The sequence below is a fragment of the Nocardioides sp. YIM 152588 genome (assembly GCF_040191335.1).
Taxonomy (GTDB): domain Bacteria; phylum Actinomycetota; class Actinomycetes; order Propionibacteriales; family Nocardioidaceae; genus Nocardioides.
The window spans coordinates 23,786-36,185 of sequence record NZ_JBEGDJ010000042.1 but is presented as its reverse complement, the minus strand read 5'-3'; the positions used below and the strand labels follow the sequence as shown (position 1 = coordinate 36,185).

Annotated in this window: 11 protein-coding genes; 8 read left to right on the top strand and 3 right to left on the bottom strand. The window is 72.9% G+C overall.

Annotation, left to right across the window (positions count from 1 at the left end):
- Positions 1-788: dihydrolipoamide acetyltransferase family protein (locus tag ABLM29_RS17070; RefSeq protein ID WP_349715495.1), on the top strand; the 788-nt coding region annotated here is incomplete at its 5' end.
- A gap of 116 nt (positions 789-904) precedes the next feature.
- Here ABLM29_RS17070 and ABLM29_RS17065 read toward each other — a convergent pair.
- A complete protein-coding gene (locus ABLM29_RS17065) occupies positions 905-2,416 on the bottom strand; it encodes a M1 family metallopeptidase (RefSeq protein WP_349715493.1) in 1,512 nt (503 codons plus the stop codon).
- A gap of 222 nt (positions 2,417-2,638) precedes the next feature.
- On the opposite strand from ABLM29_RS17065, the gene ABLM29_RS17060 reads away from it, so the two are divergent.
- Together ABLM29_RS17060 and ABLM29_RS17055 are read left to right on the top strand one after the other, a co-directional pair.
- Positions 2,639-5,887: a (Fe-S)-binding protein gene (locus ABLM29_RS17060; RefSeq protein WP_349715492.1), complete on the top strand. Its 3,249-nt coding sequence runs from the start codon at positions 2,639-2,641 to the stop codon at positions 5,885-5,887.
- Between the two features lie 53 nt (positions 5,888-5,940).
- The gene (locus tag ABLM29_RS17055) at positions 5,941-6,762 is read left to right on the top strand and encodes a helix-turn-helix transcriptional regulator (protein WP_349715490.1); all 822 of its coding nucleotides are present in this window, start codon (positions 5,941-5,943) and stop codon (positions 6,760-6,762) included.
- 75 nt (positions 6,763-6,837) lie between these two features.
- On the opposite strand, the gene ABLM29_RS17050 is transcribed toward ABLM29_RS17055, so the two are convergent.
- A complete protein-coding gene (locus ABLM29_RS17050; RefSeq protein ID WP_349715497.1) occupies positions 6,838-7,593 on the bottom strand; it encodes an HAD-IIA family hydrolase in 756 nt (251 codons plus the stop codon).
- A gap of 135 nt (positions 7,594-7,728) precedes the next feature.
- On the opposite strand from ABLM29_RS17050, the gene ABLM29_RS17045 reads away from it, so the two are divergent.
- The 3 genes from ABLM29_RS17045 (at position 7,729) to ABLM29_RS17035 (ending at position 9,421) form a co-directional block, all read left to right on the top strand.
- Positions 7,729-8,256 (top strand): toxin-antitoxin system HicB family antitoxin, encoded by a 528-nt coding sequence (locus ABLM29_RS17045; protein ID WP_349715488.1) that lies wholly within the window; start codon positions 7,729-7,731, stop codon positions 8,254-8,256.
- A 43-nt stretch (positions 8,257-8,299) separates the two neighbouring features.
- On the top strand, positions 8,300-9,154 hold the full coding sequence (locus ABLM29_RS17040; RefSeq protein WP_349715486.1) for a DUF4097 family beta strand repeat-containing protein: 855 nt from the start codon (positions 8,300-8,302) through the stop codon (positions 9,152-9,154).
- 132 nt (positions 9,155-9,286) lie between these two features.
- Positions 9,287-9,421 carry a hypothetical protein gene (locus ABLM29_RS17035; RefSeq protein ID WP_349715485.1) on the top strand — a complete coding sequence of 45 codons (135 nt, stop codon included), beginning with the start codon at positions 9,287-9,289 and terminating at the stop codon, positions 9,419-9,421.
- Positions 9,422-9,454: 33 nt separating this feature from the next.
- Here ABLM29_RS17035 and ABLM29_RS17030 read toward each other — a convergent pair whose 3' ends face one another.
- Positions 9,455-10,252, bottom strand: a complete 798-nt coding sequence (locus ABLM29_RS17030) for an IclR family transcriptional regulator (RefSeq protein WP_349715484.1) — start codon at positions 10,250-10,252, stop codon at positions 9,455-9,457.
- Between the two features lie 94 nt (positions 10,253-10,346).
- Here ABLM29_RS17030 and ABLM29_RS17025 point away from each other — a divergent pair, with 94 nt between their 5' ends.
- Positions 10,347-11,327, top strand: coding sequence for an acetaldehyde dehydrogenase (acetylating) (locus ABLM29_RS17025; RefSeq protein ID WP_349715482.1), 981 nt, complete (start codon positions 10,347-10,349; stop codon positions 11,325-11,327).
- On the top strand, positions 11,324-12,373 hold the full coding sequence (dmpG, locus tag ABLM29_RS17020) for a 4-hydroxy-2-oxovalerate aldolase (RefSeq protein WP_349715481.1): 1,050 nt from the start codon (positions 11,324-11,326) through the stop codon (positions 12,371-12,373). Before ABLM29_RS17025 ends, dmpG begins: the two co-directional genes overlap by 4 nt.
- Positions 12,374-12,400: the final 27 nt, after the last annotated feature.

Below are 12,400 nucleotides of genomic sequence, written 5' to 3'. Positions count from 1 at the left end.
TGCAGCGCATGCGGGTCCGCCTCTTCGGCGGGTCCGGCGCGCCGCCGGCGACTGCCCGGCCCGCGCCCGCCGCGTCGGCGGCTTCGGGGGAGCGGGAGACCCGGGAGCCGGTCAAGGGCGTGCGCAAGCAGATGGCCGCCGCGATGGTCGGCTCGGCGTTCACCGCCCCGCACGTGACGGAGTGGGTGACCATCGACGCGACGGCCACCGTCGAGCTGGTGGAGCGTCTGAAGGCCCGGCGCGAGCTCTCCGGGGTCCGCATCTCGCCGCTGCTGGTGGCCGCCCGGGCGACCCTGCTGGCGCTGCGCCGACACCCGCTGCTCAACTCCACCTGGGACGAGGCGGCGCAGGAGGTCGCGGTCAAGCACTACGTGAACCTCGGCATCGCCGCGGACACCCCGCGCGGGCTGGTGGTGCCCAACGTCAAGGACGCCGACGCGCTCGACCTGGTCGGTCTGGCGCAGGCGCTGGAGGCGCTGACCGGGACGGCGCGCGAGGGCCGCACGCAGCCGGCCGACCTGGCCGGGGGCACCATGACGATCACCAACGTCGGCGTCTTCGGCGTCGACGCGGGCACCCCCATCATCAACCCCGGAGAGTCCGCGATCCTCTGCCTCGGCGCGATCAAGGACCGGCCGTGGGTGGTCCAGGATGCGGTGGTGCCGCGGAAGGTGATGACGCTGGCGATCTCGTTCGACCACCGTCACATCGACGGGGCGACCGGCTCCCGGTTCCTGGCCGACGTCGCCGGGATCATCGAGGACCCGGCGACCGCGCTGCTGTTCTGAGGGTCGGGGCCTGTCGTCTCCCGTGCGTCACTTGCGCAACATCGGACAGGCACTTCGGTCGCTTGACGGGCGTTGCAACGCCTGTCAGGCGACCGAATCACCGGTCGACCGGTGATTCAGGCGGCCAACCCCGGCCCGCCGCTCCCGTCCCGCTCAGGCGTGGTCGGCGACAGCAGCCACGCGTCGAAGAAGTCGTCGAGCTCCTCGCCGGTCTCCTCCTCGATCCAGCCGAGGTACTCCTCGCGGTCGGCGGTGTCGTTCTCCTGGTCCGCGGGCCAGTCGCGGAGCATCCGGGCGAACCGGCGCTGGCCGACCATCTCGCGCAGCTCGTGCCACATCAGCGCGGGCCCGTAGTAGATGTTGCCGGAGCCGAAGTCGTCGGGGTCGTAGTCGCCCGGCGGGCCGGCGTCGGCGCGGTCGGCCGCCTCCGCGTCCGCCCACGAGTCGAGCTTCTCGGCGACGCTGATCCCCTCCTGCTGGGCCTCCCAGGTGCCCTGCAGGTACATCGCCATCCCCTCGTTCATCCACACGTCGCTCCAGTCCGCGGGCGTGACCGTGTCGCCGTACCACTGGTGGGCGAGCTCGTGGATGACGACGGCGGCGGAGGTGGCGTAGGGGGTGTCGCCGAGGGTGACCATGGTCTGGGTCTCCATGCCGCTCTCGCCGGCGTTGATCACGATCCCGAAGGTGTCGAACGGGTAGGGGCCCAGCCGCGCCTCCAGCCACGCCATCGCCTGCGGCGCGTACCCGGTCTCGCCGGGGGTGGGGTCGCCGTCGGCGGGCGCCCAGATCTGGATCGGTACGCCGGAGGGCGAGCTCATCTCGGTGACCTGGAAGTCGTCGAACGCGACGGTGACCAGGTAGGAGGCGGCGGGCTCGGCGAGGTGCCAGGTGGTGGTGCGCAGCCCGCCGGAGACGCTGCTGCTCGTGTTCTCGCCGTTCGCGACGCCGGTCCAGGGCGCGTCGGTGGTCAGGGTGAAGTCGTAGAGCGCCTTGTCGGAGGGGTGGTCGTTGACGGCGTACCAGGTGAAGGCGCCGTAGGGCTCCTGCAGCGTCCAGGTCTCGTGGTCCTCGCCGACGATCCAGCCGACGCCGTCGTCGAAGTCGGACCGGCTGGTGGGCGCCTCGGCGGCTCGGGGGGTGCCGGCGTAGGCGAGGACCACCTCGTAGGTCCGGTCCGCGACGACGGCGCTGTCGATGGTCAGGTCGTGCCCGTCGAGGGTGTAGCCGGTCGCGGCGCCGTCGACCTCGACGGTGCGCACGTCGAAGGTGTCGCTGAAGTCCAGTGGGATGCGCTGCGCGTCGGCGGTGGCCCGGAAGGTGAGCGTCTCGCGGGCGGTGAGCAGGTCGTCGCCGGGTGCCCAGGTCAGGTCCAGGTCGTAGTGCAGCGCGTCGACCAGGGGGTCGCCGACCTCGGGGTACACGCTGTCGGCCCGGGTCGGGTTCTCCGCGACGTCGAGGTCCGCGGGGTCGTCGGGCGCGCCGGTCCGCGGCGTGGCGCCGGGCGCGGCGCCGGTGGGTCCGGTCTCTCCGGCGGAGCGCATCGCGGGGCTGGCGTCGCAGGCGGAGAGGGCCGGCAGCGCGAGCGCCACGAGGGTGACGAGGGCTGCGGCCGTGCGCGTGCTCATCGGTGGCTCCTTCGCGTGGTCTGCCTCACATCATGGGGCCGACGGGCCGTTGGGATCGAGCATGCCCGGTGCGAGAAAGTTACTTACGGGTAGTATTCGCCGGGTCGCCGGCCGGGCGCCTGCTTGTTAGGTGAGCCTTCGCAGATCGGCGTAGTCGGGGCGCAATAGGCTCGCCCTACGCGTGCCTTGCGCGTTCACTCCTGAGGACGAGGAGCCGTTGGAATGATGCAGACCGTAGCGATCGTGGTCTCGCTGGCCATCACGGCGGTCGCCGTGGTGATGACCGCCCGCGCCGTGAAGTCGATGCTGGCGGTGATCCGCCAGGGTCAGCCGGCGCCGGGCCGCACCAGCAACCCGGGCGCGCGCACCCTGACCATGGTCAAGGAGACGTTCCTGCACACGCGGATGCTCCAGTGGACCTGGGTCGGCATCCTGCACTGGTTCGCCTTCGCCGCGTTCATCCTGCTCTCCACCGCCGTCCTCGCCGCGTTCCCGCAGCTCATCGACCCCGAGTGGACCTGGCCGATCATCGGCCAGTGGGCGCCGTACGAGTGGGGCGCCGAGCTCCTCGGCCTCCTCGGCACCCTCGCGATCATCCCGCTGATCATCTACCGGGTCACCCACCGCCCCGACCAGCTGGGCCGCCGCAGCCGCTTCTTCGGCTCCACCATGTGGCAGGCCTACTTCGTCGAGGCGATGGTGCTCCTGGAGAGCTCCGCGATCCTCTTCATCCGCGGCGCCGAGCACAACCTGCTCCAGGCCGAGGGCGGCGAGCACGCCGAGCACGCCACCGGCCTGCACTTCCCGGTCTCGCAGCTCTTCGGGAACCTCTACCCGACCGGCGAGGACTCGATCGGCACGCTGGAGAACATCGTCTTCTTCATCGCGATGGTGAAGATCGTCTCCGCGATGGCCTGGCTCATCGTGATCTCGTCCAACCTGACCATGGGCGTGGCCTGGCACCGGTTCACCGCCTGGTTCAACATCTGGTTCAAGCGCGAGGACAGCGGCGCCACCGCGCTCGGCGCGGTCAAGCCGCTCACCTCGGGCGGCAAGCCGATCACGCTGGACGACATCGACGACCTGGACGAGGACTCGATCCTCGGCGTCGGCTCCATCTGGGACTTCTCCTGGAAGGACATCCTCGACTTCACCACCTGCACCGAGTGCGGTCGCTGCCAGTCCCAGTGCCCCGCCTGGAACACCGAGAAGCCGCTCTCGCCGAAGCTGATGATGATGGGCCTGCGCGAGCACGCGTACGCCGTCGCGTCGGGCGTCGAGGGCGCCGCGGACAAGGCGCTGGTCGGCGCGGTCGACGGTCAGCCCGCCGAGGGCGTCGGGGCCGACGACTGGTTCTACAACCCCGAGGGCGGCGACTTCGTCCTCTCCGCCGACGCGCTGTGGGACTGCACCAACTGCGGTGCCTGCGTGCAGCAGTGCCCGGTCGACATCGAGCACGTCGACCACTTCGTCGACATGCGCCGCTACCAGGTGCTGGTCGAGTCGAACTTCCCCGCCGAGCTCAACGGGCTGTTCAAGGGCCTGGAGAACAAGGGCAACCCCTGGAACATGTCGCCGAACGCGCGCATGGACTGGGCCAAGGACCTGCCGTTCGAGGTCAAGGTCGTCGGCGACGACATCGAGTCCCTCGACGAGGTCGAGTGGCTCTTCTGGGTCGGCTGCGCCGGTGCCTACGAGGACCGCGCCAAGAAGACCACCCGCGCCGTCGCCGAGCTGCTCGACATGGCCGGGGTGTCCTTCGGCGTCCTGGGCAACGGCGAGACCTGCACCGGCGACTCCGCCCGCCGCGCCGGCAACGAGTTCGTCTTCCAGGGCCTCGCCCAGCAGAACGTGGAGACGTTCAAGGAGTACAAGGTCAAGAAGGTCGTCTCGACCTGCGCCCACTGCTTCAACACGCTCAAGAACGAGTACAAGGACTTCGGCATCGAGCTCGAGGTCACCCACCACACGCAGCTGCTCAACCGCCTGGTGCGCGAGGGCAAGCTGACCCCGGTCGCCAACGGCGAGGGCGCGCACAAGCGCTCCATCACCTACCACGACCCGTGCTTCCTCGGCCGCCACAACCAGGTGTACACCCCGCCGCGGGACCTGCTGCAGATCCTGCCGGGCGCGGAGTACAGGGAGATGGAGCGCAGCAACGAGCGCTCCTTCTGCTGCGGCGCCGGCGGTGCCCGGATGTGGATGGAGGAGAAGGTCGGCGAGCGGATCAACCTGAACCGCACCGACGAGGCCGTCGGGACCGGCGCCGACCAGATCGCGGTCGGCTGCCCCTTCTGCCGGGTGATGCTCTCCGACGGCCTGACCAAGATGCAGGCCGACGGCGCCGCCCGCGAGGAGGTCGAGGTCCTCGACGTCGCGCAGATGCTGCTCGCCTCGGTCAAGGGCGAGGTCGCGACCAAGCTGAAGCCCGGTGAGGGGGCGGCCGCCGCCGCGCCGGCGGCGAAGCAGTCGGTGGCGACCAAGGCCGAGCCCGAGGCCGGCGACGTGACCGTCACCGACCAGACCGTCGTCGCCACGGAGGACGCCGGCCCGGCCGCCAAGGCCTCCGGCGGCTCCTCGATGTTCGACGACCCGGGCTCCATGTTCGACGAGCCCGCCGCTCCCGCGGCCCCGGCCCAGCCGGAGGCCAAGTCCGGCGGCTCGCTGTTCGACGAGGGCGCCGGCGGCTCGCTGTTCGACACCCCGGCCGAGCCCGCGGCGCCCGCGGCGCCCGCCGCGCCCGCGCAGCCGGAGGCCAAGCAGGGCGGCTCGCTGTTCGACGACGGCGGCTCGCTCTTCGACACCCCGGCCCCGGCGGCGCCCGCTGCCACGTCGGAGCCGGCCCAGCCGGAGCCGGCCCAGTCGGAGCCGGTCTCCGAGGTGCCCAGCGGTGGGTCGCTCTTCGACATCGCGGCGCCCGCCGAGCCGGCCGCCCCGGCCGCTCCCGCCGAGAAGCCGGCGGATAAGCCGGCGGAGGCGAAGGCCACTCCCGCCGCGGAGCCGAAGTCCGAGATCCCGAGCGGTGGGTCCCTGTTCGACATCGCGGCTCCCGAGCCCGCCGCGGCGACCCCTGCCGCCGCCGCCGAGCCCGCTCCCGCCGAGCCGGCCGCCGAGCCCGCCCCGGCCGCCGCGCCGGTGTCCTCGGGTGTGGCCAGCGCGCCGCGCACGGACGTGGACATCAACGCGGTGGGGTCGCTGTTCGACATCGAGGCGCCGGAGGGCGCGGTCGTCGCCGCGGCAGCCCCGGCGCCGGTCGCCGAGCCGGTCGCCGAGCCCGAGCCGGTCGCCCAGCCCGAGCCGGTCGCGGAGCCCGAGCCCGCGGCGGTCGAGCCCGAGCCCGCGGCGGTCGAGGAGGCCCCCGAGGTCGCCCCCGTGGCGGAACCCGCGCCGAAGCCCGCGAGCTCCGGTGCGGCCCACCAGCCGCGGACCGACGCGGACATCCACGGCGCGGAGTCGCTCTTCGACCTGTGAGACCGACTCACTGAGGCCAGCAACGGGCCCGTTCGCGGCGGTAGGATCCCGCCGTGGACGGGCCCGTGGTCATCCCGCTCTGGGAACAGGCGCTGCGGCGGCTACGGACGACCTCCGGCGCCGCCATCGGCTTCGGTGGGCTGGTCGAGCGCGGAACGCTGCGGCTGACCGAGTTCGACGGCGCCCGAGGCCGGGGGATGGAGGGCCTCGAGGTGAGGCTCGGCCGCGGTCTCGGCGGCCGGGTGTGGGCCGAGCGGAGCCCGCTCGGCGTCTCCGACTACGGGCGTGCCCGCGAGATCTCGCACCACTACGACCGGCCGGTGCTCTCCGAGGGTCTGCGCTCGGTCGTCGCCGCGCCGGTCCTCGTCGGCGGCGCCGTCCGGGGCGTGGTCTACGCCGGCGCCCGGGAGGCCGTCGGGCACGGCGACCGCCTGCTCGACGCGGTCGCCCAGGCGGGCCGCTGGCTGGGCCGCGAGCTCGCGGTCGAGGACGAGGTCGCCCGGCGGGTGGGCCGCCGCACCGAGCAGCTCAGGGCGCTCGAGGCCTCGGCCAACGAGCGTCTGCGCCGCGCCCACGCGGGGCTGCGCCAGCTGCAGGCCACCACCACCGATGCCCTGACCCGGCGCGAGGTCTCCCGCCTGCTGGCCGACCTGGCGCCCGGCTCGGTCGACGAGGGGGCGCCGTCGCTGACCCGCCGCGAGCTGGACGTGCTCACGCAGGTGGCCACCGGGGCGCCGTACGCCGAGGTCGCCGAGCGCCTCGGCATCGCCCCGCAGACGGTCAAGTCCTACATGCGCGACCTGATCGCCACCCTGGGCGTGCACTCGAGGCACGAGGCCGTCGTCGAGGCGCGCCGCCGCGGCCTGCTGCCCTGACCGGGATCGGGTCGTGTGCCCGAGAGCCCGCCATGTGGGTGTCTGGGGCACACGACCCGACCAGGCCGGAGCTGCTCAGAGCTCCCCGGACTCGACCAGCGGGATCAGGTCCTTGACGGACTCCTCGACCCGCGTCGGTCGGTAGGGGAACCCCTCGACCGCCTCGGCCGTGGTCGAGCCGGTGAGCACCAGCACCGTGCGCAGCCCCGCCTCGAGCCCGGCGATGACGTCGGTGTCCATCCGGTCGCCGACCATCACCGTGGTCTCGGAGTGGGCCTCGATCCGGTTGAGGCCGTTGCGCATCATCAGCGTGTTCGGCTTCCCGACGTAGTACGGCTCGCGGCCCGTGGCCCGGCTGATCAGCGCCGCGACAGCGCCGGTCGCCGGCAGCTTGCCGTCCTGCGACGGGCCGCTGGGGTCGGGGTTGGTGGCGATGAACCGGGCGCCGGCGTCGATCAGCCGGATCGCGCGGGTGATCGCCTCGAAGGAGTAGGTGCGGGTCTCGCCGAGCACCACGTAGTCGGGGTCGCGGTCGGTCATCACGTAGCCCACCTCGTGCAGGGCGGTGGTCAGCCCCGCCTCGCCGACGACGTAGGCGCTCCCGTTCGGCCGCTGGTCGAGCAGGAACCGGGCGGTCGCCAGGGCCGAGGTCCAGATCGCCTCCTCGGGTACGTCGATGCCGCTGCCGAGCAGCCGGGCGCGCAGATCGCGCGGCGTGAAGATCGAGTTGTTGGTGAGCACCAGGAAGCGGTGTCCGCTGCTCTTGAGCGCCTCGATGAACTCGGCCGCCCCCGGGATCGGGTGCTCCTCGTGCACGAGCACGCCGTCCATGTCCGTCAGCCAGGTCTCCACGGGTCGGGTCACGCCACCATCCTGCCGCCCGGGCGGTGATCCCGGCGAGCACGACGCCAAGGTGATGTCATCCTGCCCTTGAAATGACATCATAATGATGTCATTGTGGTGCACATGGACATCACGCCGTACGTCGACAGCCTCCGTCGCGACCTGCTCGCGGCCGCCGAGGGCGCCGGCGCCGAGGCTCGCGAGGCGGTCGAACGTCTCGGCTTCGCGCTCGAGCCCGCCGCCCGCCTGGCGCTGATGGAGGCGATCAGCCAGGCCGCCGCGGAGATCACCGCCGCCATGGACGACGGCGGCGTCGACGTCCGGCTGGACGGCCGGGACCTCGACCTCGTCGTGCACGCGCCGACGCCCGAGCCCGCCCCGGCGCCCCAGCCGGTCGCCACGACCGAGGCGGACGACGAGGGTGACGTCGCGCGGGTCAGCCTGCGCATCCCGGAGTCGGTGAAGGCCCGGGCCGAGGAGGCGGCGGCGCGCGCCGGGCAGTCGCTCAACACCTGGCTGGTCGGCGTCGTCCGCCGGGCGACCAGCGACGAGGCCATCCGGGTCGACGTCGACCTCTCCAGCATCCCGACCCAGGCGGACTTCCCGTTCGGCACCCGGCGCGGCAACCGCCGGATGACCGGCTGGCTCTGACCGCCGCCCGACCACGGGCCCACGCAACCCGACAGGAGTCCCCATGAACGAGCACGACCAGCACGACGGCCGCCACGCCGAGTACGGCTTCGACACCCCCGGCCCGATCGAGGTCGTCGTCGACGCCCGCGAGGGCGCGGTGACGATCCACGCGGCCGAGACGGACGTGACCACGGTCCACATCGACGGCCGCCGGGCCGGCGAGGTCGAGGTCGAGCGCACCGGCTCCGGGCTCCGGGTCGCGGCGCCCCGGTCGCTGGCCGGGTTCCTGGCCGGCGACCAGCGGCTGGAGATCGACCTGCGGGTGCCGCTGGGGAGCAGCCTGGTGGTGCGCACCGGCAGCGCCACGGTCACCGCCAGCGGCCCGCTCGCCGCCGCCTCCGTGAAGAGCGGGTCGGGCGACGTCGGGGTCGAGCAGGTGACCGGGCCCGCGGTCGTGGCGACCGGCTCCGGCGGCGTACGCCTGGGCGTGGTCGGCGGCGAGCTCAAGGTGCGCAGCGGCTCGGGCCGGATCGACGTGGGCGAGACCGGCGGGACCGCCTCCGTCTCCACCGGCTCCGGCGACGTACGCCTCGGGCGGACCACCCGCCAGGTCGCGGTGAAGACCGGCTCGGGCGACGTCGAGATCGGCGAGGCCGAGGGGGACGTCGTGACCACGACCGGGTCCGGTGACACCCTGATCCGCACCGCCCGCCGGGGTCACGTGACCAGCAAGTGCGCCTCGGGCGACATCCGGATCGGCGTACCGGACGGCACGCCCGTGTGGACCGACATCACCACGGTCTCCGGGCGGGTCGCCTCGGGGCTGCGCGGCGTCGGCGAGCCGGAACCCGGCGCCGAGCACGTCGAGGTGCGGGCCGTCACCGTCTCGGGTGACGTGGTCCTCGCGCCCGCTTGAGACCACCACCGCCGGAGGCCGCCGCCGCACGTATCACGGCGCCGCCGCGACGGTCAGATGAGTGTCGGTGGTCACTGCCAGAGTGGACGGCATCGGAGCACCGCACGACACGCTCGAAGGGAGGCGAGGACGATGGACATGTACGCACACGAGATGCGGGCCCGCCAGCAGATGGCCGACAAGATGGCCCGTGCCACCCAGCGCCGGATCGAGGCGCGCACCCGTGCCGCGCGGCGCCGCCGCCGGCAGGCCGCGGACCTGACCTGAGCCTGGGCGCGGCACCCGGCCGGGCCGGCGGGCTCAGAGCCCGCCCGGCCGCCGGGCCAGGGTGCTGGCCAGCGCCGTGGCGGCCGCACGGACGGCCGTCTCGTGCTGCTCGGGCCGGAAGCGGCCCACGGGCCCGGTCACGCTGATGGCCGCCAACGCCCGCCGGCCGTCGGCGTCGAGCACCGGTGCGGCGACGCAGAGCAGCCCGGGGGTCGACTCCTCCCGCTCGTAGGCCAGGCCCGTCTCCAGGGCCCGCTCCAGCTGCTGCTCCAGCAGGCCCGGGGCGACGACCGTGTACGGCGTGCGCCGGTCCAGGTCGCCCTCGAGCACCGCCCGGCGTACCTCCGGCTCGGCGTGGGCCAGCAGCGCCTTCCCGATCGCGGTGCAGTGCATCGGCATCCGGCCACCGGTCCGCGAGGGCGTGCGGGCCTGTCGGTGGCCGCCGATCTTGGCCACGTAGACCACCTCGGTGCCCTCGCGGACGCCGAGGTGCACCGTCTCGTGGGTGCGCTCGTAGAGGTCCTGGAGGAAGGGCATCGCCACCTCCAGCAGCGTGCGCTCGGTGGCGGCGCGCATGCCGAGCTCGAAGAGCCCGCCGGCGAGCCGGTAGCCGTGCTCCGTCTTCTCCAGGAGCCGGTGGTGGACCAGGTCGTTCGCGACGCGGTGCACGGTGCCCTTGGGCAGACCGGTGCGCCGCACCAGCTCGGCGAGCGGCAGCAGCCGGTCGTCGGTGCCGAACGCCCGCAGGATCGCCACCGCCTTGCCCAGCACCGTCTCCAGGTCGGCGGCGTCGGCGGGCGACGGAGCGTCCGTCGCGGGCTCATTCGGCACGCGATCAGCGTACCGCTGAGTGGAACACCGCCCGCCGGGCCGCGGCCGCGAGGCCGCACAGTTGAGCCATGACCCGCTGCACCGAGGAGTGCCCATGAGCAACGCAGGCGAGACGCCCGGCAAGACCAAGGTCGCGATCATCGGCTCCGGCAACATCGGCACGGACCTGATGATCAAGGTGATGCAGACCGCGCAGCACGTCGAGATGGGCGCGCTGGTCGGCATCGACCCCGACTCCGACGGCCTGGCGCGCGCCCGCGACCTCGGCGTGCCGACCACCCACGAGGGCGTCGAGGGCCTGGTCGCGATGCCGGGCTTCGACGAGATCGAGATCGTCTTCGACGCGACCTCGGCCAAGGCGCACCTGGCCAACGCCAAGCGCCTGCAGCCGCTCGGCAAGCGGCTGATCGACCTCACCCCGGCCGCGATCGGCCCCTACGTGGTGCCGGCGGTCAACCTCGAGGAGCACCTCGGCGCCCCGAACGTCAACATGGTCACCTGTGGCGGCCAGGCCACGATCCCGATCGTCGCCGCGATCTCGCGGGTCGTGCCGGTCCCGTACGCCGAGATCGTCGCCTCGATCTCGTCGAAGTCCGCCGGTCCGGGCACCCGGGCCAACATCGACGAGTTCACCGAGACCACCTCGGGGGCCATCGTGAAGGTCGGTGGCGCCGAGCGCGGCAAGGCGGTCATCATCCTCAATCCGGCCGAGCCGCCGCTGATGATGCGGGACACCGTCTTCGCGCTGGTGAACGCGCCCGATCCGGCGCTGCACGACGAGATCCGCGCCAGCGTGGAGAAGATGGTCGCCGACGTGGCGGCGTACGTGCCCGGCTACAAGCTCGTGCAGAAGGTCCAGGTCACCGAGATCCCGGACGACCAGCCGGTGCACACGCTGCTCGCCGACGGCGCCGAGCGCCCGACGCACCAGGTCAGCGTCTTCCTCCAGGTCACCGGCGCGGCCCACTACCTCCCGGCGTACGCCGGCAACCTCGACATCATGACCGCCGCCGGCCTGCAGGTCGCCGAGCGGATCGCAGCGGCGAAGCAGAACGAGCAGGAGGACGCCCGATGAGCGCCACCACCAGCGGCAAGACCCCGATCTTCGTCCAGGACGTCACCCTGCGCGACGGCATGCACGCGATCCGGCACCGGATCAGCCCGACCGACGTGCGCCGGATCGTCGCCGCCCTTGACGAGGCCGGCGTGGACGCCATCGAGGTCGCCCACGGCGACGGCCTGACCGGCGGATCGGTCAACTACGGCCCCGGCTCGCACTCGGACTGGGAGTGGATCGAGGCCGCAGCCGACGTCATCAAGACCGCACGGCTGACCACGCTGCTGCTCCCCGGCGTCGGCACCATCCACGACCTGAGGCGCGCCTACGACCTCGGCGTCCGGTCGGTGCGGGTGGCCACCCACTGCACCGAGGCCGACGTCTCCGCGCAGCACATCGCCGCGGCCCGGGAGATGGGGATGGACGTCTCCGGCTTCCTGATGATGTCCCACATGTCCGAGCCCGAGCAGCTCGCCCGGCAGGCCAAGCTGATGGAGTCCTACGGCGCCCACTGCGTCTACGTGACCGACTCCGGGGGCCGGCTGACCATGGACGGCGTCGCCGCCCGGGTGCAGGCCTACCGCGCCGTCCTCGACGACACCACCGAGATCGGCATCCACGCCCACGAGAACCTCTCGCTGTCGGTGGCCAACTCCGTCGTCGCGGTGCAGAACGGCGTCTACCGGGTCGACGCGTCGCTGGCGGGCCACGGCGCCGGCGCCGGCAACTGCCCGATCGAGGCGTTCGTCGCCGTCGCCGACCACTCCGAGATGGAGCACCGCTGCGACGTGTTCGCGCTCCAGGACGCCGCCGACGACATCGTCCGGCCCCTGCAGGACCGCCCGGTCCGCGTCGACCGGGAGACCCTCACCCTCGGGTACGCCGGCGTCTACTCCTCGTTCCTCCGGCACGCCGAGCGGGCCGCGGAGCAGTACGGCGTCGACGTCCGCCAGGTGCTGATGGAGTGCGGCCGGCGCGGTCTCGTCGGTGGCCAGGAGGACATGATCATCGACATCGCGCTCAACCTGGTCGCCGAGCGCGAGGCCGCGGCCGAGCTCGTCTGAGTTCCGTCGTCACAACCCGATTGGCCC

Coding starts and splice junctions, on each gene's coding strand:
- ABLM29_RS17045 (WP_349715488.1), top strand. CDS start 7,729: ATGGACATCACGCCGTACGTCGACAGCCTCCGTCGCGACCTGCTCGCG.
- ABLM29_RS17025 (WP_349715482.1), top strand. CDS start 10,347: ATGAGCAACGCAGGCGAGACGCCCGGCAAGACCAAGGTCGCGATCATC.
- ABLM29_RS17035 (WP_349715485.1), top strand. CDS start 9,287: ATGGACATGTACGCACACGAGATGCGGGCCCGCCAGCAGATGGCCGAC.
- ABLM29_RS17065 (WP_349715493.1), bottom strand. CDS start 2,416: ATGAGCACGCGCACGGCCGCAGCCCTCGTCACCCTCGTGGCGCTCGCG.
- ABLM29_RS17040 (WP_349715486.1), top strand. CDS start 8,300: ATGAACGAGCACGACCAGCACGACGGCCGCCACGCCGAGTACGGCTTC.
- ABLM29_RS17050 (WP_349715497.1), bottom strand. CDS start 7,593: ATGGACGGCGTGCTCGTGCACGAGGAGCACCCGATCCCGGGGGCGGCC.
- ABLM29_RS17060 (WP_349715492.1), top strand. CDS start 2,639: ATGATGCAGACCGTAGCGATCGTGGTCTCGCTGGCCATCACGGCGGTC.
- dmpG (WP_349715481.1), top strand. CDS start 11,324: ATGAGCGCCACCACCAGCGGCAAGACCCCGATCTTCGTCCAGGACGTC.